Source organism: Actinosynnema sp. CS-041913 (assembly GCF_050942485.1).
Classification (GTDB): domain Bacteria; phylum Actinomycetota; class Actinomycetes; order Mycobacteriales; family Pseudonocardiaceae; genus Actinosynnema.
Window position 1 is genome coordinate 7424050 of record NZ_CP192037.1, and the last position, 24741, is coordinate 7448790.

Sequence of the window (24741 nt, forward strand, 5' to 3'; positions counted from 1 at the left end):
TCAGTCCTCCGAACTCGGGTCCAGGGCCGCGATCCGCGCCGCGATGAGGTCGGCGGAATCGGACACCGACAGCGCGGCGGCGCACAACCGATCGGCCGCCAGCCTATACGCGGCGACCTGATCCTGGTCCTGGACGTACACCGCGCCGTTCGGATACTCGATGTAGCCGATGCCCTGGGCCTCCTCGAAGTCCAGCAGGAGGAAGTCGCCGTCCAACCCGTCGTGCACGGCGACCTCGACAGGCATCACGCGCAGCTCGACGTTCTTCTGCCGCATAAGGGAAAGCAGACGCCGGAGTTGCGCCCGCATGACCTCGGCCCCGCCGACCACGCGATCGAGCAGGTGCTGCTCGATGACGGCTCGAATCCGCAACGGGTTCGAGCCGAGAACACGCTGGCGGGCCATCCGCGCCGCGATGACGTGCGGCGCGTCCATCGGTGCGACGCGGAGGTTGCCCACCAACAGCGCGGCGGCATACTCCGCTGTCTGGAACTGGCCTGGCAGCACCAAGGACTTGTAGGTGAACGCCGAGGTGGCGAGGCCCTCCAGCCCGACGAAAGTCTTGAACCAGTTGGGCAACGCGTCCCCGAACGGAGCCCACCACGTGCCTTGATCAGCCCGACCCGCCAACGACGCCATGCGGTCGATGTGCTCGACGTCCGCGCCATAGCGCTTGAGCAGGATGGTCACCTGCTCGGGTTGCTGCTGGGTCCGCCCGCTCTCCAGGTGGTTGATCTTCGGCTGGCTGCACCCCAGTGCCTCGGCGGCCTCGATTTGCTTCACGCCCGCACGTTCGCGCATCGCCCGGAGGTCGTGGCCGATCAGGAAGCGCAACGCGGATGGGTCAGCCCGCCGGTCGGTCATGAACTCAGTATCCCATTCAGGGCACCGAAGGCAGCAGAAGTTCATACGATCGGTTGACTCAGCTTGAATATATTACGAGCCGTCTTACGCTGATTCGCATGGCGCATCCACTTGATCTCTACGTGCCCGACCCGTCCGGCCTCACGCCGCTCGGCGACGAAGCGCGGTTCGCGACCATCCTGGAGCGGATGGTCGCTGATCAAGCTCCGAGGCTGTTCGCGGTCGTTCAGGAATACGGCCACCGGGTCGACGGCGCGATCGCCGCGTGGGGCATGGCGTTCGCCGACCACGCCGAAGTCGTCTCGGTGACGGGCGGGATGCGGCTGAGTCTGGACGAGCCCGAGCACGCGCTGATCGCGTTCCGGATGGGCAGCCGCGTCCGGGCTCGCCTGGTGTGGCTGAACCCGGACGCGGCAACCCCGTCCGACGACTGAACTACCTCACACCGGGATGATCGTGGGCACGATCATCGGCCGGCGGCGGTAGGTCTCGGCGACCCAGCGGCCCACCACGCGGCGCACGGCCTGCGCAATGCGGTGCGAGTCGGTGATGCCCTCGGCCTCGGTGCGGGACAGCTCCATCTCCACCAGCGAGACGGCCTGGTCCAGCGCCTTCGGGTCGTCGGAGAAGCCCCGGCCGGACACGGTCGGCGGCGCCACCGCCCGGCCCGAGTTGGAGTCCACCGCCACCGTGATGGCGATGAAGCCGCCTTCGCCCAGCACCAGGCGGTCCGACAGGGTCGACTCGCCGACGTCGCCGACGGACAGGCCGTCGACGTAGACGTGGCCCACCTCGACCCGGCCGCTGATGGCCGCCTTGCCGTCGACCAGGTCCACGACCACGCCGTCCTCGGCGATCACGACCCGTTCCTCGGTCACGCCCGTCGCGACCGCCAGCGCCGCGTTCGCCCGCAGGTGGCGCCACTCGCCGTGCACCGGCATGACGTTCGACGGCCGCACCGCGTTGTAGAGGAACAGCAGCTCCCCCGCCGGCGAGTGGCCGGACACGTGCACCTTCGCGTTGCCCTGGTGGATGACCGTCGCGCCCAGCCGGGCCAGGCCGTTGACCACGCCGAAGACCGCGTTCTCGTTGCCGGGGATCAGCGAGCTGGCCAGCACGATCGTGTCGCCGGCCTGGATCGAGATCTGCCGGTGCTCGCCGCGCGCCATGCGGGACAGCGCCGACAGCGGCTCGCCCTGCGAGCCCGTCGACACGAACAGCACCTCGTTCTCCGGCAGGTCCATGGCCTCGTGCAGGTCCACGAACAGGCCGTCCGGCACCTTCAGGAAGCCCAGCTCGGCCGCGATGCCCATGTTGCGGACCATGGAACGGCCCACCAGCGCCACCCGCCGGCCGTACTGCACGGCCACGTCCAACACCTGTTGCACGCGGTGCACGTGCGAGGCGAAGCAGGCCACGATGACCCGCTGGTTCGCCTTGCGGATGACGTTCTCCAGCACCGGGCCGATCTCCCGCTCCGGCGACACGAAGCCCGGCACCTCGGCGTTGGTGGAGTCGACCAGGAACAGGTCCACGCCCTCGTCGCCCAGCCGGGAGAACCCGGCCAGGTCGGTCAGCCTGCCGTCCAGCGGCAACTGGTCCAGCTTGATGTCGCCGGTGTGCAGCACCAGGCCGGCCGGCGTGCGGATGGCGACCGCGACCGCGTCCGGGATGGAGTGGTTGACCGCGAAGAACTCCAGCTCGTACGGCCCGAACGCGCGCAGCTCGCCGTCCGAGATCTCCACCAGGGTCGGGTTCTGCCGGTGCTCCTTGCACTTGGCCGCGAGCAGCGCCAGCGTGAACCGCGACCCCACCACGGGCAGGTCGGGGCGCAGCTTGAGCAGGAACGGCACCGCGCCGATGTGGTCCTCGTGCCCGTGCGTGAGCACCAGGGCGTCGATGTCGTCCAGCCGTTCCTCGATCGCCCGGAAGTCCGGCAGGATCAGGTCCACGCCGGGCTGGTCGTCCTCGGGGAACAGCACGCCGCAGTCCACGACCAGCAGCCGACCGGCGTGTTCGAACACGGTCATGTTGCGGCCGACCTCGCCGATGCCGCCCAGTGCGACGACGCGCAGACCTCCGTCGGGCAGTGCGGGCGGGGGTGAGCTCGGATTGATCACGCGTTGACTCCCAGTTCGGCCGTGACGGCCTCGATGTCCTCGGTTGACGCTGGTACCAGGGGCAGCCTCGGGTCACCCGCGTCCACGCCGCGCAGGCGCAGCGCGGCCTTGACGTAGGTGACGCCGGGCATCCGGTTGAACGGCCGCAGCAGGGGCAGCAGTTCGTGGTGGATCGCGGTCGCACGGGCCGCGTCGCCGCCCTCGAACGCATCCAGCATGGCGCGCAGCCGGTCGGCCGCGATGTGCGCGATGACGCTGACGAACCCGACCGCGCCCACCGACAGCCACGGCAGGTTGAGCGGGTCGTCGCCGGAGTAGTAGGCCAGGTCGGTGGCCGCCAACACCCGGCTGCCCGCGAGCAGGTCGCCCTTGGCGTCCTTGACCGCGACGATACGCGGGTGCTCGGCGAGCCGCAGCAGGGTCTCCACCTCGATCGGGATCACCGTGCGGGGCGGGATGTCGTAGAGCATGACGGGCACGCCGACGGCGTCCGCGACGGTGCGGAAGTGCGCTTCGACGCCCGCCTGGGTGGGCCGCGAGTAGTACGGGGTGACCACCAGCAGGCCGTGCGCGCCGGCCGCCTCGGCCTGCTCGGCCAGTTCGACGCTGTGCGCCGTGTCGTACGTGCCGGCGCCGCTGACCACGGTCGCGCGGTCGCCGACGGCCTCCACGACGGCACGGATGAGGTCCGCCTTCTCGGCGTCCGTGGTGGTCGGGCTCTCACCGGTGGTTCCGTTCACCACGAGACCGTCGTTGCCGAGCTCGACCAGGTGCTTCGCGAGCTGCTGCGCCTTGTCCAGGTCCAACGCCCCGGAGGCGTCGAACGGGGTCACCATGGCGGCGAGGACACGGCCGAAGGGGCGGCCGGGCGAAGCGGTAGGGCATCCGGTCATGGCCAAACGCTACCGCCTGACCTGCACGCGGCCCCTGATGGGCCGGTGTTCACACACTCCGATTGAGTGTATTCACGGCCTTGACGTCGTCCGGGTCGCCGTCGTATTCCACGTCGACGCGATCGCGGCCGAACGCGTGCAACAGCAATTCCGATACCTGTCCGGTCAGCACGACGGGGTTCGGCCCGGCCTTGACGGTGGCCGACTCGCCGTCGGGGCGGCGCAGCACCACGGCCACCGGGCTGTTGCGGTACGTGAGCCGGGCGGCGCTGCGCAGGCCCTTCCACAGCACGGCGTCCCGCGCGGGGTCCGGCGAGCGCGGCTCCCAGTCGCTGCGGGCGCGCCGGACGTCCTCGTGGTGCACGAAGTACTCGACGCTGTTGACCAGTTCGTCCAGCAACGCGTACGGGGACCATTTCGGCGGTCCGGTGCGCACCAGCGCCACCAGTTCCGCCCACGGCTTGGCGGCGTAGGCGTCCTGGACCTTCTGGGTGTGCCGGGCCAGCGGTTTCAGCAGGATGCCCGCCGCCGCGTCCGGGCGGCGTTCGCGCAGCACGAGGTGCGCGGCGAGGTCCTTCGTGCGCCACGGGTCGCACAGCGTGGGCGCGTCCGGCCCCACCTCGGCGAACAGCTCGGTCAGCAGCCTGCGTTCGTCCCGCGCGACACCCATGGGGTCCAGGCTACTTCTCGGCGTAGACCTGTTCGGTGAGCAGCACGCGGTCCTTCTTCCACAGCACGCAGGTGACCTCGCGGGAACCCTTGGCGGAGGAGTAGTCCTGCCGCCACTCCGCCTGCGTGGGCACGACCGCCGCGTACCGCAGCGTCGTCTGCTTGTTGTCCACCGGCACCCGCGACGACTCGAACATCAGCGTGCAGTAGTCCTCGCCGTACTTCCGCAGAAAGTCGTCACCGGGGTACGGCACCGACGCCTGCGAGCCGAACGGGTCGCCCTGCGCGAACGCCTCGATGTTGTGCTCGGCGTCGCAGTCCGCGATGGCCACCCGGACCGAGTCGGCCAGCCAGTCGTCGCCGCACCGGTTCGAGCTGAGCGTGAACTCGGGCAACTGGCCGCCGGCGCCGAACGTGAAGGTCGGCGCCATCGCGGCCGGCGGCTGGTCGGTGAACAGCCACCGGTCGACCATGATGCCGCCCAGGAAGAACGCCACCGCGCCGACCGCGACACCGGCCGTGATCAGGCCTTTCAGCCACGGCTTGCGCTGCGCGGGCGGGGTGGGGGCGTACTGCGTGGTCGGGTGCGGCCCGGCGAAGCCCCGCGGCGGGGTCGGCTGGGCGACGGCGCGCTCCAGCATGGCGCGGGCCTGCGGGCCGGTGAGCCGGGCGTTCGGGTCGGGCATCATCAGGCCAGTGATCACCGCGCCGAGCACGCCGTGCGCCCTGGTCAGCCGGGGCATCTCGTTCATGATCGCGTGCAGGGTGGACGCGGTGGTGGAGCGCTCGTAGGGGTTCGCGCCCTCCACGGCGTAGCAGAGCGTCGCACCCAGCGCCCACAGGTCGGAGGCGGGCGAGGCCTCGTGCCCGTGGATGCGTTCCGGCGACATGTAGGCGGGCGAGCCGATCAGGCTGCCGCTGGTGGTCAGCCGGGGGTCGTCCATGGCCTGGGCGATGCCGAAGTCGGTGAGCTTCACCCGGCCGTTGGGCTGCACCATCAGGTTGCCGGGCTTGACGTCCCGGTGCACGATCCCGGCCTGGTGGGCGGTGTCCAGCGCGGACAGCGCCTGCATCGCGACGGCGATCACCCGGTCCTGCGGCAGCGGCCCGCCCTGGGCGATGATCGTGGACAGCGTGGCGGCTTCGACCAGCTCCATCACGATGTAGGTCATGCCGTGCTCGGCGATCACGTCGAACACGGTGACCACGCCGGGGTCGTTGAGCCGGCCCGCGGTGCGCGCCTCGCGGAGCACCCGCTCCTCCAGCACCCGGCGCTCCTCGTGCGCGATGCCGTCGGGCAGGTGCAGCTCCTTGATCGCGACCTGGCGACCGATCACGTTGTCCTGGGCGCGCCACACCACGCCCATGCCGCCTCGGCCCAGCTCGCCGAGCAGTGTGTACCTGCCCGCGATCACCCGGGGCTGGACGTTCACACCTTGGGGACCAGTCACCGTCGTACTCCTCCGCCTTTTGGCGCCGCCTTCGGCGTCGCGGCTCGGCCGCCTGGAAGTCGGCAGGCCGCGCCTGATTTCCGGCGATCGAAGAGCATGATCGCCGGAAATGCGGCGCGGCCTCCCGACGCGGCCTCGCGTGTTTACCACAGCCGGCGGGTCGGGATGGGTCAGTTGGGCAGGTGGACCTCGTGGCCGGACGCCCGCAGCGCGGTGACCGCCCGGCCGAGGTCGGAGGCCTTCACCAGCAGGTGGTCGGTGTCGTAAGTGGACAGCGCGAACAGGCTCACGCCGGCTGCCGCCAGTTCACCCGACAGCGCGGCCATGATGCCGGTGAGCGTGAACTCCAGCGGTCCGCGCACGGTCAGCAGCCGCCAGCCGGCCTGGACGGCGTCGGTGTCCGGCGCGTGCTCGCTCGGGCACACGATGGACAGCTCGTCGGGCGTCCGGGTGACGGACACGAGCGCGTGGTCGAGCAGCCCGGCCGGGACGGGCGCGTCGGCGGGGAGCCGCGCGACGGTGTACTCCCCCGGCCGGACGTCGACGATCAGCCGCTTCACGCTCAGCCCTCGGTGACCAGCGGACTGGAGGCGACCTCGGAGCCGTCGGGCAGCGTGGAGATGGTGAAGTCGGCGAACACGTTGGCGGCGGCCTTCTGGAGCTGGCGCAGGCACTCCACCGCGAGGGCGCGGATCTCGACGTCGGCGTGCTCGGTGGCGCGCATGGCGATGAAGTGCCGCCAGGCGCGGTAGTTGCCGGTGACCACGATGCGGGTCTCGGTGGCGTTGGGCAGGATCGCGCGGGCCGCCTGCCGGGCCTGCTTGCGGCGCAGGGTGGCGCTCGGGACGTCGGAGAACTTCTGTTCGAGGCCCTTGAGCAGCTCGTTGTAGGCGTCCACGCTCGCCTGGGCGGCCTGGAGGAACTTCTCGTGCAGCTCGGGGTCGTCCGCGATCACGTCGGGCTCGACCATGGCGGCGTTGCGCTCGGGCACGTAGCGCTGCGAGAGCTGCGAGTAGGAGAAGTGCCGGTGCCGGATCAGCTCGTGGGTGAGCGACCGGGAGATGCCGGTGAGGTAGAAGCTGACCGAACCGTGTTCGAGGACGGACAGATGGCCGACCTCGATGATGTGCTTGAGGTAGCCGGCGTTGGTCGCGGTGGCGGGGTTCGGCTTGGTCCACGACTGGTAGCAGGCGCGACCGGCGAACTCGGCGAGCGCCTCGCCGCCGTCGGCGTCGGTGGACCACGGGACGCCGTCCGGGGGGAAGAACTCCGTCTTCGCGATCAACTGCACCTTCGGCGACACCGTCTCAGCCATGGGCGGAACCCTAACCGATCCGCTGTTCGGCCCTACCGCGCCTCGGCGGTCCTCGCGCACGGTGTCGGGGCCGTTCCAGTGCGTCGGAACCCGGTCGCCGGGCAGGATCGGCGTCACCGTGACGCTTGACTGATGTCAAATCTGACGGCATGGTGGTGTCATGGATCTGTCGCCGTACATCGCACAACTGCGCGAGGACCTTGCGACAGCCGCGTCCGCCGGGACGGAAGACACCCGGCGCACCGCGGCCGTGCTGTCCGCAGCGCTGGAGCCGGCCGCCCGGCTGGCACTCATGAACGCACTGTCCGACCTGGCCGCGGAGGTGACCGTGGCGCTCGACGGCCCGGTCGTCGAGGTCCGGTTGGACGGCCGGGACGTCCAGGTGGTCGTGACCGGCGCGTCCTCCCGTGAGGACCACGAACCGGAGCCGCAGGAAGTTCCCCGGACCGCCGGGAGTGACGCCACACGCATCACGTTGCGGCTGCTGGACGAGCTGAAGTCCAAGGCCGAGCAGGCCGCCGCGGCGCAGGGGTTGTCGCTCAACACGTTCGTCGCCCAGGCCGTGCAGGGCGCGGTGGGCGGACGCCGCGGCCACCACAGGGGCCACGGGCCGCAGTCCGCCGCCAAGCCGCCCAAGGACGACGGCTCCCGGGTGCAGGGATGGGTGCAGGGCTGATGGAGGGGGAGACCGTGGAGTCGGATGTCGTTCGGCAGCAGAGCTTCGAGGTGGAGGGCGCGGTCGAGATCGACATCGCCCTGCTGGCCGGGCGGGTGCGGGTGCACCTCGTGGACGAGCCCGGCGTGCACGTGGAGGTCCGGCACGAGGCGTCCGCCGGCGAGGCCTGGACCGCGGGTCTGAACAGCTTGCTGAGCTGGGTGAACGACCAGTTCGGGGCCGGCCGCGGCCAGCCGACCGGACCGGCCGAGGCGGTGCGGGACGCGCGGGTCGAGCTGACCGGGCAGCGGTTGAGCGTCCAGTCGTCCAAGTCGCTGCCGCTGCGCGCGGTGGCGTTGGGTGTGACGGTGCGCGCGCCGATCGGGTCGTCCGTGATCGCGAAGTCCGGCGCGGCCGACGTGACCGTGACCGGTGCCGCGGCCCGGCTGGAGATCCGAACCGGGACGGGTGACGTCACGGCCGACCGGGCGGACGCGTCGTCCCAGGTCAACTCGGGGTCGGGCAAGGTGCGCCTCGGTCCGATGCTGGGCGGCCTGCGCGCGAAGACCGGCAGCGGCGACATCGAGGTGTCGTCCGTGGGCGGCAACACCATCCTCTACACCGGCACCGGTGACGTCTGGCTGGGCGCGGTGCAGAACGACGTGCAGGTGCGCACCGGCAGCGGGGACGTCACGGTCGCCGACGCCGCCTCGGGCCGCATCCAGATGGGCACCGGATCAGGCGACGTGCGGGTCGGCATCCGGCCGGGTGTGGCGGCGCAGATCGACCTCGTGTCCAGCTCGGGCACGGCGCGCAGCGAACTCGACGTCTCGAACACCCCGCCGGAGGGTGAGGCACGACTGTTCGTCACGGGCCGCACCGGCAGCGGCGACGCCCTGGTGACCGCGTCGACAAGCTGACCGCGGCCACCAACCGACCGCGGCCACCAGCCGACACGACCATCAGCTCAACACGGCCACCAGTTGACCGCGGCCACCTGCTGACAGACCGCCTGCGGCGCGCGCACCCCCGACGCGCGCGCCGCAGGTGTCCGCAGGTGTCCGCAGGCACGTGCGTTCGCGGCAGTACGGCCTGGTCGCAGTACTCAGCGCACCACCGCCTTCAAGGCCGGGGCCAAGTCGCCGCGTGGCGTGACCTGGACCCTGTCCAGTCTCAGCCAGTCGGCCATGTGGCGGAGTTCGGCGGCCAGCTCCACCGCCACCCGGCCGTGATCGGTGTCGGGCTCGGAGTGGGCGGACTGCACGCGCAGGATGCCCGCCGCCCGGTCGGCCTTCAGGTCCACGCGACCTACCAGCCGGCCGTCGAGCAGGAACGGGAAGACGTAGTAGCCGTGCACCCGTTTGGCTTCCGGCACGTAGATCTCGATGCGGTAGTGGAAGTCGAAGATCCGTTCGGTGCGGGCGCGTTCCCAGATCAGCGGGTCGAACGGGCACAGCAGCGCCCGGCCGGTGATGGCCCTGGGCACCCGGGCCGCGGTGTGGCGGTAGGCCGGCGCGGACCAGCCCTGGACTTGGACCGGCTCCAGGACGCCTGCCTCCACCAGCTCGCGGACCGCCTGTTGGCTGCGCGCCGGCGCCAGCCGGTAGTAGTCGCGCAGGTCGGGTTCCGTCGCCACGCCCAGCGCCGTGGCCGCCCGCGTCACCAGTTCGCGAGCACCCTCCTCGGCCGGCACGCGGCGGGCCAGCACCTCCGGCGGCAGCACGCGCTCGGTCAGGTCGTAGAGCCGCTCGAAGCCCCGCCGGGAGCCCGTCGTCAGCGCACCGGACCCGAACAGGTACTCGCAGACCTTCTTGACCTCGGACCAGTTCCAGCCCCAGTGGTCCTTGTTCCGCGGGCCGCCGCCGGCCAGCGCCTTCTCGATCGCGCCCGCGCCCACCGGGCCCAGCTCCTTCACCACCGCCAGGATGTCCTCCACGAGCTGCGGCTCGCGCTCGACGGTCGACGTGTAGTTGCGCCACCAGCCCGGCCGCTTGGCGCCCGAGTGGAACAGCGGCCAGTCCTCCACCGGCACCAGGCTGGCCTCGTGCGCCCAGTACTCGACCAGCAGCCTCGGCTTGCGGGAGCTGTGCGACCACGCCGCCTCGTCCACCAGCGAGGGCTCGTAGCCGCCGAGCCGGCTGAACACCGGCATGTAGTGCGCGCGCACGGCGACGTTGACCGAGTCGAGCTGGAGCAGCCGCACCCGGGACAGCACCCGCTGGAGGTGCCGGCGGGTCGGCGAGGAGGCCGGCCTGGGGTCGGCGAATCCCTGCGCGCCCAGCGCTATCCGGCGGGCCACGTCCGCACTCATCTTCTGCACGGTCGGATACTCCCACTCAGGTACGACATTTCCGTTCGGCGCGGACCACCAGCAGCACCGCGAGCACCACCAGCAGGCCGCCCGCCAACTGGAACAGGCCGAATCGCTCGTCGGCCAGCCACACGCCGAGCAGCACGGCGATCACCGGGTTCACATACGCGTAGGTCGACACGGTCGACACCGGCAGCTTCCCGAGCACGTACACGTACGAGCTGAACGCGAGCAGCGAGCCGAACACCACCAGGTAGCCCCACGCCCACCACGACGCCGGGGACACCTCCGACAACGTCACCCGCTCCCCCGCGAACACACCGATCATCGTCAACGCCAGGCCACCGGTCAGCATTTCCACCGCCGACATGGCGAACGGGTCGGCGGAAGGCAACCGGCCGTTCAGGTACGTGCCCAGGGCCCAGCCGAACGCCGCCAGCAGCACCACCAACGGCCCCCACCACGTCGACCCGCTCACATCGTGCAGCACCAGCACGGCCAACCCGACGAGACCGAGCACCACGCCCAGATAAGTCACGTAAGGCGGACGCTCGCCGCCTATACGACGCAACAGCACGACATACAACGGCACCGAAGCGACAAGCAATGCGGCCAGACCCGAAGGAACGGACTGCTGCGCCACCACGACGAGACCGTTGCCCCACGCGGGCAGCAGCAGACCCACCAGCAATGCGGTCCGGAACTGCGGCCACGTCATGCGCATCCGACCGCGCAGGACGAGCGCGAGCACCAGGCCGGCTGTCATGAACCTCGCCCCCGCCGACAACATCGGCGGCATGGTCTCGATGCTGAACTTGATCCCGACATACGTCGACCCCCACACCACGTACACGACGCCCAACGCAGCCCAACGCATACATCGCACGCTTTCACGGGACACCCGTCCGGATCACGCAGGTTTCGGCCACTAGGGTGCGTATATGGCCGACGCCACAGTCCGCACCGCGACTTCCGAAGACGTGCCGGAGATCGTCCGCATCCACCGCGACACCTGGCACACCGCGTACAAGGACCTGCTGCCGGACGAAGTGCTGACGGGTCTGGGCGACACCACCGAGGCCTGGACCGAGGCCGTGGCGGACGGGCAGGTGTTCGTCGCCGTGGAAGGCGCGTACCTGGTGGGTTTCTGCGTGGCCGGTCCGGCGCCGGAGGGCGAGGTCGCCCGAGCTGACGGCACGCTGCCCGAGGACGCCGCGACGACCGCGTTGTTCAACGTCCTGGTCGAACCGCGCTGGGGTCGTCGGGGCCACGGCGGGCGGCTGCTCGCGATCGCCGCGCAGGCGTTGCGGGACAACGGGAGCACGCGCGGCATCGCGTGGATTCCAGAGGCGGACAAGGCGTCCACCGGCTTCTACGCCAAGGCCGGCTGGGAGAGCGACGGCACCGTGCGCACGCTGGACGCCGGGGGACGGCCATTGCGCGAAATCAGGGTTTCCGGGGGGTTGACCCTACTGTTGACGGCCTGAGGGGTTGCTAGCCTCGGAGAGGTGTGGGCACTGCTGGGCTGGCTCGGCCTGACGTTCGGCGTGGCGTTCGGGTCCGCGATCATCCCTCTCATCAGCATCGAGGTCTTCGTCATCGGCCTCGTCACGCAGCAACCGCACATCTCGTGGTGGTGGATCGGGCTCGCCGTGGCGGTGGGCCAGGTGCTGGGCAAGATGTTCTACTTCCTGGCCGCGCGGGGTGACTGGCACCTGCCGGCGTGGCTGAAGCGCAAGGAGAAGGCGCCGAAGCCGCTGTCGCCGTTCCGGGTGAAGTGGAAAGCACGCCTGGAGTGGGTGCGGGACCGGTGCCACCGGCACCCGCACTGGATGTTCGGCACGCACGCGGTGAGTTCCGTGGTGGGCCTGCCGCCGTTCATGTTCACGACGGTGCTGGCCGGCCTCGCGGGCATGTCGTCGTGGCTGTTCATCACGACCGGGATGGTCGGGCGGTTCGCCCGGTTCAGCATCCTGGCCGCGTCGCCCGGCCTCATGGCGGGCTGGCTGCTGCACTAACGCCTGACGTGCCGCACGAGCCGTTGCGCGGGCACGGTGAGTCCGTAGTGGTCGTGCAGTTCCGCGTGCTCCACTTCGGACAGTTCCGCGCTCACCCGCGGCGCGTCCTCGATCTCCTGCTTGGCGACCGGCACGACGAGCCTGCGGTCACGCATTTGCGCGCCCCGGATGGGCACGAGGGTGGTGGCGTCGTGGGTGCGCACGGCCGCCCACAGGGGACGGCCGTTGTCCAGCCACAGCTCCGCCACCGGGCCGATGCGCTCGCCGTGCCGGTCGAGCAGGTCGCAGTCGTAGAGGCGATCCACCGCTGTTGCGTCCATGCTTCGCGGCTACCCGAACGGTGCAGCCAACGCACCCGGATGCACCCGGTCGGGTGAGGCTTTCGGGCTACGTCAGGGTGAGGGCGGCACTGAACGCGGTGACGATGACGAGGCACGCGATGGTGAGCCGCAGGGTCGCGTAAGTGTTCGGCACACCACTACGGTATCGAGCTGATACCGAACGAACCAAGGCAAGAAGGCGTTAAGACCGGATGAATTACATCTCACCCGGATGCTTCACACATGATTCTTCGGCACCTGGAATAGGTCGATGGCTTTCCGCATGGTCTCGCGCGCCCGGCCGCGGTCCCCGGCCAGGTCGTAGGCCTGCGCCAGGGCGAACCAGCGCCGCCAGTCCTCCGGCGCGGCCTCCACCTCGGCCCGCCGCTCCTCGAACCAGGCGTCCGCCGCCTCCCGGTCCACCCGGCCCGACGGCCGGCGCGGCAGCCCGGACGTGTCCGGCAGCGCGCCCTCGTCGGCGAGCTGCCGGGCCATCCGCTCCGTGACGAACCCGAACCTCAGGTTCGTCCACGCGATCCACACCCCGATCAGCGGCAGCACCAGCACACCGACGCCGAGCCCGATGCCGACCGGGTCACCCGTGCCGAGCAGCACCACCGCGCGCCCGCCGAGCAGCACGAAGTACACCGCGAGCGCGGCGGTGATGAGGAACGCGGTGGTACGGGTCTTCACAGGTCCATGTACTTGTCGAGCCCCACCGACAGGCCGGGGTGGGTGAAGACGGAGCGCACCGCCAGCAGCACGCCCGGCATGAACGACTTCCGGTCCAGCGAGTCGTGGCGCAGCGTCAGCGTCTCGCCTTCCGTGCCGAACACGACCTCCTGGTGCGCGATCAGGCCCGCCACCCGCAGCGAGTGCACCCGCACGTCGCCCACGAGCGTGCCCCGCGCGCCAGGGGCCTCCTGGGCGGTCGCGTCGGGCATCGGCGCCATGCCGGCCGCCTCACGGGCCTGCGTGATCAGCCGTGCGGTGTGCGCGGCCGTGCCGGACGGGGCGTCCAGCTTGCGCGGGTGGTGCAGCTCGACGACCTCCGCCGACTCGTAGTAGCGGGCCGCCAGCTCGGCGAACCGCATGGACAGCACCGCGCCGATCGCGAAGTTCGGGGCCACCAGCACACCCAGCGACGGCTTGGGCTCCAGCCACTCCGCGACCGTCGACAGCCGCTGCGCGTCGAAGCCGGACGTGCCGACCACCGCGTGGATGTCGTTGTCCACGCAGAACCGGATGTTGTCCATCACCACCTCGGGGCTGGTGAAGTCGACCACGACCTCCGCCCCGGCGTCGGACAGGTTGAACAGCCAGTCGCCCGCGTCCACCATCGCGACGACCTCCAGGTCGTCCGCCGCTTCCACGGCGCGGACGACCTCCGCGCCCATGCGGCCACGTGCGCCGATGACACCCACCCGGACGGGCTCGGTCGAAGACCTGCCGGCGGGCTCGGAAGAACGCTGAGTCAAGAGATCACCTCGTGCACCTGGGGCGGCAAGTCGTCGGCGTGAGCGTAAGGGCCGACCACGGCGGCGGCGACGGGGCGTCGCAGCAACTCCCGGGCCAGCGCGGCCACCTCGTCCGCGGTGACCTCGTCGATGCGCGCCAAGGTCTGCTCCACCGACAGGTAGTCGCCGTAGTTCAGCTCCCCCTTGCCGATCCGCGACATGCGCGAGCTGGTGTCCTCCAGGCCCAGCACGAGCCCGCCGCGCAACTGGCCCTTGCCGCGCGCGACCTCCGCGTCGCTCAACCCTCCCGACGCCACCACGGACAGCACGTCCCGCACCACGCCGGCCACGTCGCCGAGCCGGTCCGGCTGGCAACCCGCGTACACCGACCACGTGCCGGTGTCCGCGTACAGGCCGACCGACGAGTACACCTGGTACGCCAGACCCCGCCGTTCGCGGACCTCCTGGAACAGCCGGGAACTCATGCCGCCGCCCAGCGCGGCGTTCAGCACGTTCAACGCGAACCGGCGCTCGTCGTGCCGGTCCAGCGCCCGCACGCCCAGCATCAGGTGCGCCTGCTCGGTGTCGTCGGTGTGCAGCACCAGCTTCCGCGCGCCGGGGATGCGCGCACGGCCCACGCGCGGCGCGACCGGCGCGCCGGTGCGGCCGAGCCGGGCCCCGATCTGCTTGCGCGCCAACCGCATCACGTGGTTGTGGTCCACGTTGCCCGCCACCGCCAGCACCATCCGGGGCAGCGTGTAGCGGCGCTTGTAGAACCCGAACAGCGCCGCCCGGTCCATGTCCTGGATGGACCGCTCGGTGCCCAGCACCGAACGCCCCAGCGGGTGCTCGCCGAGCATCGCGTCCAGGAACGCGTCGTGCAGCAGGTCCTCCGGGTCGTCGTCGCGCATGGCGATCTCCTCCAGCACGACCCCCCGCTCGGTCTCGAAGTCGCGCGGCTCGCACAGCGCCTCGAACACCACGTCGCACACCAGGTCCAGCGCCAGCGGCAGGTCCTCGTCCAGGACGTGCGCGTAGTAGCAGGTGTGCTCCTTGGCGGTGAACGCGTTCAGCTCGCCGCCCACCGCGTCGATCTCCTCGGCGATGGCCGCCGCCGACCGGTTCGCGGTGCCCTTGAACAGCAGGTGCTCCAGGTAGTGCGCCGCGCCCGCGACCTCCGACCGCTCGTCCCGCGAGCCGACCTGCACCCACAGGCCGACCGACGCCGACCGCACCCCCGGGATCTGCTCGGTGATCACCCGCAGGCCCGCCGGCAGCACGCTGCGGCGCACGTTCACGCCGGTCGCGCCCTGCTCCAGCACCCGCGTGCTGCCGGGCCGCTGGAGGTGCCCGAGCCTGGTGTTAAGCGGACGGCCGCGAGTGCCAGAAGCACTCGCGGCCGTCCCGTTGACGCTCGTGGTCACAGTGCCGTCACTGCGCCGCGGAGTCGGCGGGCACGGAGTCCTGGACCTCGTCCGGCGCGGTGTCCTGCGCCGGCGCGGCCTCGTCCTCGTTGACCAGGACCAGGCTGATCTTGCCGCGCTGGTCGATGTCGGCGATCTCCACGCGGAGCTTGTCGCCGACCTTGACGACGTCCTCCACCTTGGCGATGCGCTTGCCGTTGCCCAGCTTGGAGATGTGGATCAGGCCGTCCTTGCCCGGCAGCAGCGAGACGAACGCGCCGAACGCCGCGGTCTTCACCACGGTGCCCAGGAACCGCTCGCCCACCTTCGGGAGCTGCGGGTTGGCGATGGCGTTGATCAGGTCGATCGCCGCCTCGGCCGACGGGCCGTCCGCCGCGCCGACGTAGATCGTGCCGTCGTCCTCGATGGAGATGTCGGCGCCGGTCTGCTCGGTGATCGAGTTGATCATCTTGCCCTTCGGCCCGATCACCTCGCCGATCTTGTCGGTCGGGATCTTCACCGAGGTCACGCGCGGCGCGAACGGGCTCATCTCGTCCGGGCGGTCGATGGCCTCGGCCATCACCTCCAGGATGGTCAGGCGGGCGTCGCGGGCCTGGCCGAGCGCCGCGCCCAGCACCTCGGACGGGATGCCGTCGAGCTTGGTGTCGAGCTGGAGCGCGGTCACGAACTCCTTGGTGCCGGCGACCTTGAAGTCCATGTCGCCGAACGCGTCCTCGGCGCCCAGGATGTCGGTCAGCGCGACGTACTCCGTCTTGCCGTCGACCTCGTCGGACACCAGGCCCATCGCGATGCCCGAGACCGGCGCCTTCAGCGGCACACCGGCGTTGAGCAGCGACATCGTGGACGCGCAGACCGAGCCCATCGAGGTGGAGCCGTTGGAGCTCAGCGCCTCGGAGACCTGGCGGATCGCGTACGGGAACTCCTCGCGCTTGGGCAGCACGGGCGCCAGCGCCCGCTCGGCCAGCGCGCCGTGGCCGATCTCGCGCCGCTTGGGCGAGCCCACGCGGCCGGTCTCGCCGGTGGAGAACGGCGGGAAGTTGTAGTGGTGCAGGTAGCGCTTGTGCGTCTCCGGGGACAGCGAGTCGATCTGCTGCTCCATGCGCAGCATGTTCAGCGTGGTGACACCCAGGATCTGGGTCTCGCCGCGCTCGAACAGCGCCGAGCCGTGCGCCCGCGGGATCAGCTCGACCTCGGCGGACAGCGACCGGATCTCGGTCAGGCCGCGGCCGTCGATGCGGACCTTCTCGCGCAGGATGCGCTGCCGCACCAGCTTCTTGGTCAGCGAGCGGAACGCAGCGCCGACCTCCTTCTCCCGGCCCTCGAACTGCTCGGCCAGCTTCTCCAGCACCGACGCCTTGATCTCGTCGATGCGGGACTCGCGCTCCTGCTTGCCCGCGATGGACAGCGCCTGTGCCAGGTCGGCCGCGCCGGCCTGCTCGACGGCCGCGAACGCGTCGTCCTGGTAGGCCGGGTAGGTCGGGAACTCGCCGGTCGCCTTGGCGGCGTGCGCGGCCAGCTCGGCCTGCGCGTCGCACAGCGACTTGATGAACGGCTTGGCCGCTTCCAGGCCCGCCGCCACGACCTCTTCGGTCGGGGCCTGCGCGCCCTCGGCGACCAGGTCGGTCACGTTCTCGGTGGCCTCGGCCTCGACCATCATGATCGCGACGTCGTCACCCACCACCCGACCGGCCACGACCATGTCGAACACGGCCTTCGAGAGCTGCTCGTGGGTCGGGAACGCCACCCACTGGCCCTCGATCAGCGCCACCCGGACGCCGCCGATGGGACCGGAGAACGGCAGGCCGGCGAGCTGCGTGGACGCGGACGCGGCGTTGATCGCCACCACGTCGTACAGGTCGGCCGGGTTCAGGCTCATCACCGTGATGACGACCTGGATCTCGTTGCGCAGACCGTCCACGAAGGACGGGCGCAGCGGCCGGTCGATCAGGCGGCAGGTCAGGATCGCGTCGGTCGACGGGCGGCCTTCGCGGCGGAAGAACGAGCCGGGGATGCGGCCCGCGGCGTACATGCGCTCCTCGACGTCCACCGTGAGGGGGAAGAAGTCGAAGTGCTCCTTGGGGTGCTTGGACGCCGTCGTCGCCGACAGCAGCATCGTCTCGTCGTCCAGGTAGGCGACGACGGAGCCCGCCGCCTGGCGGGCCAGCCGGCCGGTCTCGAACCGGATGGTGCGGGTGCCGAACCGACCGTTGTCGATCACGGCTGAAGTCTCGTGGACCTCGATGTCCGTCATGTGCTTCAAAGCTCCTCGTCATACGGGCCGCAGCGGGTACGGGCGCGGGGTCGCGGTCGGACGAGGCCGGTCTTCGATCGAAGTCCCCTGGGGTGCGGCGCGACGGGCGAGCCGTCGAGCGGGTGCGAGCCAGGGGGCCACTACCGAGGACCGGCGAACTGTCGTCCCGTTGCGCCACGCGTGCGTGCGTCCCTCGTCTTTGTTCGGTTGTCGGTGCGCCGAGGGGGAGCGACCGGATCGATCACTCCCCCTCGGCGGCTGTCACCTGCGCAGACCCAGTCGCGAGATGAGCGACCGGTAGCGCTGGATGTCCACCTTCTGGAGGTAGTTGAGCAGCCGGCGGCGCCGGCCGACCAGCAGCAGCAGACCACGACGCGAGTGGTGGTCGTGCTTGTGCTGCTTGAGGTGCTCGGTCAGGTCGGCGATCCGCTTGCTCAGCAGCGCGACCTGCGCCTCGGCGGAGCCGGTGTCCGTGTCGTGGACGCCGTACTCGGCGAGGATGGTCTTCTTTTCCTGGGTGGTCAGTGCCACGTTCCTGCTACTCCTCATACCTCTGGGATGTTCCGTGCGGCCCCCGTCGCCGGGGGTAGACGGTCATGGCCGCCACGGACCGCAGCCAGACCCAACTGTCGAGGTTACCAGTAGTCGCCGCGACTAGTCGTTTGGCGTGGTCAAGGGCACCCGGTCGAGCACTTCGTAGCCCACGGACGGGTGGCTGCGGACCAGCGCGACCTCCGTGACGGTCCACTCGCGACCGGTGAACACGACGTGCGGCCAACGGGTTCCGCGCCGGCGGGAGCGGGCGACCGTCAGATGTGGACGCCAGTCCGCGCCCGCGCCCGCCGCCTCGGCCAGGGGCCGCAACGGGCCGTCGACGCCGATCCACAGGACGCCGGAGAACGTGCCGCCGCCGACCAGCCGGACGGTGGGGGAGGGCAGGCCGCGCAGCGCGTCGAGCCGGCCCGCGGGCTCCGCGTCGTCACCGTGGAAGCAGAGCGTGACGTGCCAGCGACTCGGAGTGCTCCACTTCAGGTCCGGGTACTCCGCGCGCAGCGGGCGCAGCGCCTCGGCCAGCTCGGCGACCACCGGCTCGGGCGGGAAGACGCCCGTGAACAGCCTCAGGACTCGCGCCCCTTGCCCGCGCGGCGCAGCAGGTCGGCCAGCGCCGGGAAGTCCTCGCCCAGCACGTCCGCGGCCTGGGACAGCTCGCGCCGGTCGGCGATGCGGCGCAGGAACGGGAAGACGGTGGCCTCGGCGTCCGTGCCGTTCACCGGCAGCGAGTCACGGCTCACCGTCGGCTTGGACTCGCGCACCTCCTCCAGCGCGCGCTGGAGGGCCTCCGGCGCGCCGGTCGCCACGTCCGGGGTGAGGACCTTGCGCTCCAGCATGATCATCCGCGCCAGCACGGACGGGTTGCCGATCTTGGCCCGCCGGCCGCTCATCACCTGGCTGAGCATCGGGGCGCTGATCCCCAGCACCTCGGCGAGCTGCGCCTGCGACACGTTGAAAGCGACCACCAACCGGCGCACCCGGTCCCCCAAGGGCTCCCCGTACCACTCGCGCTGCAACGCGAGGTTGCGCTGGACGATCTTGTGGTCCTCCACCTTCGCCTCTCCCCTGACCGGCTTGGACGTGACAGGCATCTTGCCAGGTAAGTGGCTCGCGCATGGGTGGTTCCACCCAGGTGGTTCAACGCGTCACGCGCTCGCCCCCGGCAGGATGTCCCGCGTTTCCGCGACGTCCCGGTGCATCTGGTCCAGCAGGTCCTGGACGCTGTCGAACTTCTCCATGTCCCGCAACCGGTCCACGAAGTCCAATGCCACCCGCTGGCCGTAGAAGTCCTCGTCGACGTCGAGCACGAACGCCTCCACCCGGCGTTCCCGGCCGGAGAAGGTCGGGTTGGTGCCCACGGACACCGCCGCGCGCAGCCGCCGCCCGCTGGAGTGGATGAACCAGCACGCGTAGACCCCGTCCGCCGGCACCGCGGCGAACCGCGTGGTGGAGAGGTTGGCGGTCGGGAACCCCAGCTCCTTGCCCCGGCCGTCGCCGCGCACGACGATGCCCTCCAGCCGGTGCGGCCGGCCCAGCGCGTGCGCGGCGGCCTTCACGTCCCCGGCGTCGATGCACGCGCGGATGTAGGTGGACGAGTACGTCACACCGTCGTCGGTCACCAGATCAGCGCCCTCGACCCCGAACCCGAACCGCTGCCCCAGCCCGCGCAGCAGGTCGACGTTGCCCGCCGCCTTGCTGCCGAACGTGAAGTTCTGGCCGACCACGACGGAGGCGACGTGCAGCCGCTCCACCAGGATCTCGTGCACGAACTCGTCGGCCGGCATCCGCGACACCTCGACGGTGAACGGGACGACGCAGAACACGTCCACGCCGAGCTGCTCGACCAGTTCGGCGCGCTGCCGCAGGCTCGTGAGCTGGGCGGGGTGGCTGCCGGGCCGGACGACCTCGGAAGGGTGCGGGTCGAACGTCATGAGGACGGACGGGACGCTCTTCTCGGCGGCCAGCTCGACCGCCCGGCCGATGAGCGCCTGGTGCCCCCGGTGCACCCCGTCGAACACGCCGATCGTCACGACACACCGACCCCAGCCGCCGGGAAGGTGTTCCAGCCCTCGCCACCGTTGCACGGGGTGCAGCCTACGTGGGCCGGCACGGCGGTTCAGCGCCGGTCACTGCCCCCGGTCCTGCCGGACGTCCCGGCCCGCCTGGTAGATCGTGCCGCCGTCGTGGGCCGTGGCGCTCTGGTTGACCGTGGTGCCCGAGTTGAACGTGACGGAGCCCAACGAGCCCGCCTGGACGACCCCGCCGTGCACCGTGCCCGTGACGCTGTTGTGCACGCCGGCGGGCCTGGTCGGCTCCGGCTGGTGGCGCTTCCGCTCGGAGCGCTGCGCGGCCAGCCCGACGAACACGCCGACGGTGGTGAGCAGGACGACGCCACCCCACGTCCAGGGGTTGTCCGCGTGGTCCGTGGCCAGGTTGATCACGACCCCGGTCGCCGAGGTCACCACACCGGCCGCGGTCGGCCACACCCATCTCGCCATACCGACCACGGTAGGCCTATCCGGCGGGTGTGAGAACCACCAATGCCTTGGCGATCGGGCCCTCGTCCTTCGCCAGCGCCACCACGTGGCCGTCCGGGCCGAAGACGCCGTAAGTGCCCTCCAGGCCGCCGGCCGGCAGGCGCCGGCCGTGGGACATGGCGACGGCCTCGCTCGGGGCGATCTCGCGGCGGGGGAAAGCTTTCGCGACGGCCGTGTCCAGGTCCAGCGACAGGCCGGGGTTCTCCTCAAGCTGCGCCAGCGTCCTGGCCACGCGCAGGTCGAACGGCCCCACGCGGGTCCGCCGCAGCGCCGCCAGGTGGCCGCCCACACCGAGTTCCGCGCCCAGGTCGCGGGCCAGCGCCCGCACGTAGGTCCCGGACGAGCACTCCACCATCACGTCGAGTTCGGTCGCCGGCCCCTCGCGGCGGACCGACAGCACGTCGAACCGGTGCACGGTCACCGGGCGGGCGGGGATCTCCACCACCTCGCCGTCGCGGACCCGCGCGTAGGCGCGCTTGCCGTCGATCTTCACCGCGCTCACCGCGCTCGGCACCTGCTGGATGGGGCCGGTGAGCTTGGCGATGCCCGCGCGGACGGCGTCCTCCGGGACGTCCGACGCGTCCGAAGTGGACAGCACCTCGCCCTCCGCGTCGTCGGTGGAGGTGGCCGAGCCGAGCCGGATCGTGGACAGGTACGCCTTGCTGTCCAGCGCCAGGTGCCCGAGCAGCTTCGTCGCCCGCTCCACTCCCAGCACAAGCACGCCGGTCGCCATCGGGTCGAGGGTGCCCGCGTGCCCGACCTTCCGGGTGCCGAGGATGCGGCGGACCTTCGCCACCACGTCGTGGGACGTCATCCCGTCCGGCTTGTCGACGACAACGAGACCTGGCTGCACAGCGGAAGATGATGCGGACACGACCGGTAATCCTAGGCCTCGACCAGAACGTCCCACCGCCGGCGACGCAACCGCACCGGCACGTGCTCCCCGCGCTCCGCCGCGGCGAACACCGCGGCCCGTGCCCGGCGCCACCACACGGCGGTCCGCCACACGCCCAGCACCAGCAGGGACACCACCGACAGGAACGCGATCCGGTACGCCTGCGCGGCCGGCAGCCCGCTCACCAGGTCCAGCGCCACGCCGACCGCCAGGGCCGAGAACGTGATCGCCGCGAACCCGCCGACGTTCGCCACGCCGGTGGCCGTGCTCACCCGGTGCAACGGGTTGTAGTCACGCACCAGCGCGAACGCGACGCCGGACGCGGGGTTGCCGAGCGCGAGCACCCCGAACACCGCGAACAGCAGGGGAACCGGCAGCACACCGCCCGGCCACCCCAGCAACAACGCCCAGCACACCAGCGCGGCGGCGAGGTACCAGCCGACGATCGGCATCCGCCACTCCGGCCGGCGGGCGATCACGGACCCGACCACCGGCCCGGCCACGATCGCCACGACCACCAGCAGGCTCAGCACCGCCGACGCCTCGGGCCGGCTCATGCCCTGCGCCTCGACCAGGTACGGGAAGCCCCACAGCAGCCCGAGCATCGCCGGCGTCGACATGGACGTGAAGTGCACCCAGAACCCCAGCCGGGTGCCGGGCACCCGCCAAGCCCACGCGACCCGCTTCGCGACCGTGCGCAACGGCACCGCCTCGACCGGCGGCTGCGGCGCCCCGTCCGGCGCCTCGCGCACCCGCCAGGCGACGATCGCCGAGTACAGGGCGGTCGCCGCGCCCGCGATCAGGAACGTCGCGGTCCACCCGGCGTTGCCCAGCAGCAACGTCAGCGGCACGGTGGCCACCAGGTTGCCCGCGCCGCCCAACGCGGCGGACAGCGACATCACGACGGTGAACCTGCGCGGCGGGAAGTGCGCGGCGGCCAGCCGCAACACGCTGACCCAGGTCATGGCGTCGCCCACACCCAGCACGGCCCGCGCCGCCAGCCCGAGCGGGTACGACGAGGCGAGCGCGAACATCACCTGCCCGACACCCATGAGCAGGGCGGCGGCGACGAGCACCCGACGCGGCCCGAACCGGTCCACCAGCAGCCCGGTGGGAACCTGCATCAGCGCGTACAGGCCGATCTGGAGCACCGTGAACGTGCCGAGCGCGGCGGGCCCGACGTCGAACCGGACGGCGGCCTCAAGCCCGGCGACGCCGAGCGACGTGCGGTGGAAGAGGGCGGCGATGTAGACGACGACGGCGGTTGACCAGATCAGCCACGCTTGCTTGGTGGCACGATCGACCGGCAAGGCAAAGCTCCTCGTGTCTCCTGCGACGGCACTCCGTCTATCCGGAAACACTTGCCTACTGTTAACAATTCCGGCACGTGCGCCTCACCACACCACACCGACCCGCGCCCACCTGCCGGAACGCGTCCGCACGAGCAACGTGGCCAACCGCACCACCATGAACGCGGAGAGCCCGGCCCAGATGCCGACCAGCCCCCAGTCGAAGGCCAGCGAAGCCCAGACCAACGGCAGGAACCCGAGCCCGGCCGCGACCAGCGTGGCGGTGCGCAGGAACTTGGCGTCACCGGCGCCCAGCAGCACCCCGTCGAGCGCGAACACCACACCCGCGATCGGCTGCAACACCACGAAGAACCACCACGCGTGCGGCACCTCGCCCAACACCTGCGCGTCACTGGTGAACAGCGGCGGAATCACCCCGGCCAACGCCGCGAACACGACGCCGAGCACCACCCCGAACACCAACCCGTACCCGGTGATCTGCCACGCGAACCGCTTGGCCTCGTCCCGCCGGTGCGCGCCCAGGGCCTGCCCGACGATCGCCTGCGCGGCAATGGCCAACGAGTCCAGCACCAACGCCAGGAACGTCCACAACTGCAACACGATCTGATGCGCGCCGACCGCCGCCACCGACGTGCGCGCGGCAACCGAGGCAGCCGAGATGAAGCACGCCTGGAACGCGAGGCTGCGCAACACCAGATCCCGCCCGAGCCCGAGCTGCGCCCGCATCAACTTCGGCTGCGGCTTCAGCGACACGCCTTCGGCGAACAGCGCCCGGAAGAACAACCCGGCCGACAGCACCTGCGCCACCACGTTAGCGACGGCACTGCCTTCAAGCCCCCACCCGGCAACGTGCACCAACACCGGACACAGGACAGCGGACAACCCGTTACCCAACAACACGTACCGCAATGGCCGAACCGTGTCCTCGACACCCCGCATCCACCCGTTGCCGGCCATCGTGACCAGCACGAACGGAGCCCCGAACAACGCGATCCGCAACCAGGCCACCGCCTGCCCGGCCACTTCCCCACCAGCCAACACCCGCGCCGCCGGCCCGGCGAGCAACTGCCCGAACACGATGACGAGCAACCCGACACCCAACGCCAACCAGGTCGCCTGGACACCTTCCTGAACGGCATCAGAGCGCCGGCCGGCGCCGAACAACCGGGCAGCACGAGCCGTCGTGCCGTAGGAGAGGAAGGTCAACTGCGTGGCGACCTGGGTGAACAGCACACCGCCCACCGCCAACCCGGCAAGCGGCAACGCGCCGAGATGCCCGACCACAGCGGTGTCGACCAACACGTACAGCGGCTCGGCGGCCAACACCCCCAATGCCGGCACCGCCAACCCGACAACCCGCTTCGCAGGCACCCGCTCAGTCACGCCCCACTCCTCCAGGGCCGTTCAGAGCAGCCCCCGATCCACCTTCTCACGCGCCACCGACAATCCGACGAGCCGAAGCTGAGAGCCCACCGACCAGAAGCCAGCGCGAGCCCACCGACCCGAGGCCTGCGCGAGCCCGGCAGCCCGAGGCCTGCGCGAGCCCACCGACCCGAAGCCTGCGCGAGCCCGGCAGCCCGAGGCTTGCGCGAGCACAGAGAAGGGGCCTCGTGTTCTCCCCGTATGGCCTGCCCGCAGGGGACCGCGCTTGTGCTGGGAGTGCAAGCACGCTTTTCGCTTGCACTCCCAGCACAAGGGT

General features: G+C 70.9%; 27 protein-coding genes. 5 read left to right on the forward strand and 22 right to left on the reverse strand.

Annotated elements, in window-relative coordinates:
- The gene (locus tag ACQPZF_RS33285) at window positions 1-864 is read right to left on the reverse strand and encodes a helix-turn-helix domain-containing protein (protein WP_433263813.1); all 864 of its coding nucleotides are present in this window, start codon (window positions 862-864) and stop codon (window positions 1-3) included.
- Between the two features lie 98 nt (window positions 865-962).
- On the opposite strand from ACQPZF_RS33285, the gene ACQPZF_RS33290 reads away from it, so the two are divergent.
- Window positions 963-1298 carry a hypothetical protein gene (locus tag ACQPZF_RS33290; RefSeq protein ID WP_433263814.1) on the forward strand — a complete coding sequence of 112 codons (336 nt, stop codon included), beginning with the start codon at window positions 963-965 and terminating at the stop codon, window positions 1296-1298.
- Window positions 1299-1304: 6 nt separating this feature from the next.
- Here the strand turns inward: ACQPZF_RS33290 and ACQPZF_RS33295 are convergent, their stop codons facing one another.
- From ACQPZF_RS33295 to thyX, 6 genes are all read right to left on the reverse strand, one after another.
- Window positions 1305-2984, reverse strand: coding sequence for a ribonuclease J (locus ACQPZF_RS33295; protein ID WP_433263816.1), 1680 nt, complete (start codon window positions 2982-2984; stop codon window positions 1305-1307).
- On the reverse strand, window positions 2981-3877 hold the full coding sequence (gene dapA / locus ACQPZF_RS33300) for a 4-hydroxy-tetrahydrodipicolinate synthase (RefSeq protein ID WP_433263818.1): 897 nt from the start codon (window positions 3875-3877) through the stop codon (window positions 2981-2983). Before dapA ends, ACQPZF_RS33295 begins: the two co-directional genes overlap by 4 nt.
- Window positions 3878-3926: 49 nt before the next feature.
- Complete coding sequence (locus ACQPZF_RS33305) at window positions 3927-4547, reverse strand: TIGR03085 family metal-binding protein (protein ID WP_433263819.1); 621 nt, start codon at window positions 4545-4547, stop codon at window positions 3927-3929.
- 10 nt (window positions 4548-4557) lie between these two features.
- The gene (locus ACQPZF_RS33310) at window positions 4558-5997 is read right to left on the reverse strand and encodes a serine/threonine-protein kinase (RefSeq protein ID WP_433263821.1); all 1440 of its coding nucleotides are present in this window, start codon (window positions 5995-5997) and stop codon (window positions 4558-4560) included.
- Between the two features lie 170 nt (window positions 5998-6167).
- Entirely contained in the window at window positions 6168-6557 is a 390-nt protein-coding gene (locus ACQPZF_RS33315) for an ACT domain-containing protein (protein WP_433263822.1), read from the reverse strand.
- A gap of 2 nt (window positions 6558-6559) precedes the next feature.
- Window positions 6560-7312, reverse strand: a complete 753-nt coding sequence (gene thyX, locus ACQPZF_RS33320; RefSeq protein WP_433263824.1) for an FAD-dependent thymidylate synthase — start codon at window positions 7310-7312, stop codon at window positions 6560-6562.
- 160 nt (window positions 7313-7472) lie between these two features.
- Here thyX and ACQPZF_RS33325 point away from each other — a divergent pair, with 160 nt between their 5' ends.
- Both ACQPZF_RS33325 and ACQPZF_RS33330 read left to right on the forward strand, forming a co-directional pair.
- The gene (locus ACQPZF_RS33325; RefSeq protein ID WP_433263826.1) at window positions 7473-7988 is read left to right on the forward strand and encodes a toxin-antitoxin system HicB family antitoxin; all 516 of its coding nucleotides are present in this window, start codon (window positions 7473-7475) and stop codon (window positions 7986-7988) included.
- Window positions 7973-8887, forward strand: a complete 915-nt coding sequence (locus tag ACQPZF_RS33330; protein WP_433263828.1) for a DUF4097 family beta strand repeat-containing protein — start codon at window positions 7973-7975, stop codon at window positions 8885-8887. The genes ACQPZF_RS33325 and ACQPZF_RS33330 overlap by 16 nt, the downstream gene beginning before the upstream one ends.
- 185 nt (window positions 8888-9072) lie before the next feature.
- Here ACQPZF_RS33330 and ACQPZF_RS33335 read toward each other — a convergent pair whose 3' ends face one another.
- Both ACQPZF_RS33335 and ACQPZF_RS33340 read right to left on the reverse strand, forming a co-directional pair.
- Window positions 9073-10278, reverse strand: a complete 1206-nt coding sequence (locus tag ACQPZF_RS33335) for a winged helix-turn-helix domain-containing protein (protein ID WP_433263830.1) — start codon at window positions 10276-10278, stop codon at window positions 9073-9075.
- A gap of 25 nt (window positions 10279-10303) precedes the next feature.
- A complete protein-coding gene (locus ACQPZF_RS33340) occupies window positions 10304-11155 on the reverse strand; it encodes an EamA family transporter (protein ID WP_433263832.1) in 852 nt (283 codons plus the stop codon).
- 64 nt (window positions 11156-11219) lie between these two features.
- Here ACQPZF_RS33340 and ACQPZF_RS33345 point away from each other — a divergent pair, with 64 nt between their 5' ends.
- Window positions 11220-11765 (forward strand): N-acetyltransferase family protein, encoded by a 546-nt coding sequence (locus ACQPZF_RS33345; protein WP_433263834.1) that lies wholly within the window; start codon window positions 11220-11222, stop codon window positions 11763-11765.
- 30 nt (window positions 11766-11795) lie between these two features.
- Complete coding sequence (locus ACQPZF_RS33350) at window positions 11796-12296, forward strand: hypothetical protein (RefSeq protein ID WP_433274826.1); 501 nt, start codon at window positions 11796-11798, stop codon at window positions 12294-12296.
- Here the strand turns inward: ACQPZF_RS33350 and ACQPZF_RS33355 are convergent.
- The 13 genes from ACQPZF_RS33355 to ACQPZF_RS33415 form a co-directional block, all read right to left on the reverse strand.
- On the reverse strand, window positions 12293-12616 hold the full coding sequence (locus ACQPZF_RS33355) for a PRC-barrel domain-containing protein (RefSeq protein WP_433263836.1): 324 nt from the start codon (window positions 12614-12616) through the stop codon (window positions 12293-12295). The genes ACQPZF_RS33350 and ACQPZF_RS33355 overlap by 4 nt on opposite strands.
- A gap of 237 nt (window positions 12617-12853) precedes the next feature.
- Window positions 12854-13309: a hypothetical protein gene (locus ACQPZF_RS33360; protein ID WP_433263837.1), complete on the reverse strand. Its 456-nt coding sequence runs from the start codon at window positions 13307-13309 to the stop codon at window positions 12854-12856.
- Complete coding sequence (gene dapB, locus ACQPZF_RS33365; RefSeq protein WP_433263839.1) at window positions 13306-14094, reverse strand: 4-hydroxy-tetrahydrodipicolinate reductase; 789 nt, start codon at window positions 14092-14094, stop codon at window positions 13306-13308. Before dapB ends, ACQPZF_RS33360 begins: the two co-directional genes overlap by 4 nt.
- Window positions 14091-15395, reverse strand: a complete 1305-nt coding sequence (locus ACQPZF_RS33370) for a M16 family metallopeptidase (RefSeq protein WP_433263841.1) — start codon at window positions 15393-15395, stop codon at window positions 14091-14093. Before ACQPZF_RS33370 ends, dapB begins: the two co-directional genes overlap by 4 nt.
- A gap of 109 nt (window positions 15396-15504) precedes the next feature.
- Window positions 15505-17748, reverse strand: a complete 2244-nt coding sequence (locus tag ACQPZF_RS33375; protein ID WP_433263843.1) for a polyribonucleotide nucleotidyltransferase — start codon at window positions 17746-17748, stop codon at window positions 15505-15507.
- 261 nt (window positions 17749-18009) lie between these two features.
- Window positions 18010-18279 carry a 30S ribosomal protein S15 gene (gene rpsO, locus ACQPZF_RS33380; protein WP_121008423.1) on the reverse strand — a complete coding sequence of 90 codons (270 nt, stop codon included), beginning with the start codon at window positions 18277-18279 and terminating at the stop codon, window positions 18010-18012.
- A 123-nt stretch (window positions 18280-18402) separates the two neighbouring features.
- On the reverse strand, window positions 18403-18834 hold the full coding sequence (locus ACQPZF_RS33385; protein ID WP_433263845.1) for a 2'-5' RNA ligase family protein: 432 nt from the start codon (window positions 18832-18834) through the stop codon (window positions 18403-18405).
- Window positions 18835-18866: 32 nt separating this feature from the next.
- Window positions 18867-19352: a helix-turn-helix domain-containing protein gene (locus ACQPZF_RS33390; RefSeq protein ID WP_433274828.1), complete on the reverse strand. Its 486-nt coding sequence runs from the start codon at window positions 19350-19352 to the stop codon at window positions 18867-18869.
- 93 nt (window positions 19353-19445) lie between these two features.
- Complete coding sequence (locus ACQPZF_RS33395; RefSeq protein ID WP_433263847.1) at window positions 19446-20384, reverse strand: bifunctional riboflavin kinase/FAD synthetase; 939 nt, start codon at window positions 20382-20384, stop codon at window positions 19446-19448.
- Window positions 20385-20426: 42 nt separating this feature from the next.
- On the reverse strand, window positions 20427-20798 hold the full coding sequence (locus tag ACQPZF_RS33400; RefSeq protein WP_433263849.1) for a hypothetical protein: 372 nt from the start codon (window positions 20796-20798) through the stop codon (window positions 20427-20429).
- A gap of 16 nt (window positions 20799-20814) precedes the next feature.
- Window positions 20815-21711, reverse strand: coding sequence for a tRNA pseudouridine(55) synthase TruB (truB, locus tag ACQPZF_RS33405; RefSeq protein ID WP_433263851.1), 897 nt, complete (start codon window positions 21709-21711; stop codon window positions 20815-20817).
- A gap of 11 nt (window positions 21712-21722) precedes the next feature.
- Window positions 21723-23042, reverse strand: coding sequence for an MFS transporter (locus ACQPZF_RS33410; RefSeq protein WP_433263853.1), 1320 nt, complete (start codon window positions 23040-23042; stop codon window positions 21723-21725).
- 84 nt (window positions 23043-23126) lie between these two features.
- Window positions 23127-24425 carry an MATE family efflux transporter gene (locus tag ACQPZF_RS33415; RefSeq protein ID WP_433263855.1) on the reverse strand — a complete coding sequence of 433 codons (1299 nt, stop codon included), beginning with the start codon at window positions 24423-24425 and terminating at the stop codon, window positions 23127-23129.
- Window positions 24426-24741 lie beyond the last annotated feature (316 nt).

Bases quoted from the DNA above. Each gene is read 5' to 3' on its own strand.
- ACQPZF_RS33345 (WP_433263834.1), top strand. From the start codon at position 11,220: ATGGCCGACGCCACAGTCCGCACCGCGACTTCCGAAGACGTGCCGGAG.
- ACQPZF_RS33290 (WP_433263814.1), top strand. From the start codon at position 963: ATGGCGCATCCACTTGATCTCTACGTGCCCGACCCGTCCGGCCTCACG.
- thyX (WP_433263824.1), bottom strand. From the start codon at position 7,312: ATGGCTGAGACGGTGTCGCCGAAGGTGCAGTTGATCGCGAAGACGGAG.
- ACQPZF_RS33330 (WP_433263828.1), top strand. From the start codon at position 7,973: ATGGGTGCAGGGCTGATGGAGGGGGAGACCGTGGAGTCGGATGTCGTT.
- ACQPZF_RS33400 (WP_433263849.1), bottom strand. From the start codon at position 20,798: ATGGCGAGATGGGTGTGGCCGACCGCGGCCGGTGTGGTGACCTCGGCG.
- ACQPZF_RS33340 (WP_433263832.1), bottom strand. From the start codon at position 11,155: ATGCGTTGGGCTGCGTTGGGCGTCGTGTACGTGGTGTGGGGGTCGACG.
- ACQPZF_RS33375 (WP_433263843.1), bottom strand. From the start codon at position 17,748: ATGACGGACATCGAGGTCCACGAGACTTCAGCCGTGATCGACAACGGT.
- dapA (WP_433263818.1), bottom strand. From the start codon at position 3,877: ATGACCGGATGCCCTACCGCTTCGCCCGGCCGCCCCTTCGGCCGTGTC.
- ACQPZF_RS33355 (WP_433263836.1), bottom strand. From the start codon at position 12,616: ATGGACGCAACAGCGGTGGATCGCCTCTACGACTGCGACCTGCTCGAC.
- ACQPZF_RS33325 (WP_433263826.1), top strand. From the start codon at position 7,473: ATGGATCTGTCGCCGTACATCGCACAACTGCGCGAGGACCTTGCGACA.
- ACQPZF_RS33305 (WP_433263819.1), bottom strand. From the start codon at position 4,547: ATGGGTGTCGCGCGGGACGAACGCAGGCTGCTGACCGAGCTGTTCGCC.
- ACQPZF_RS33335 (WP_433263830.1), bottom strand. From the start codon at position 10,278: ATGAGTGCGGACGTGGCCCGCCGGATAGCGCTGGGCGCGCAGGGATTC.
- ACQPZF_RS33285 (WP_433263813.1), bottom strand. From the start codon at position 864: ATGACCGACCGGCGGGCTGACCCATCCGCGTTGCGCTTCCTGATCGGC.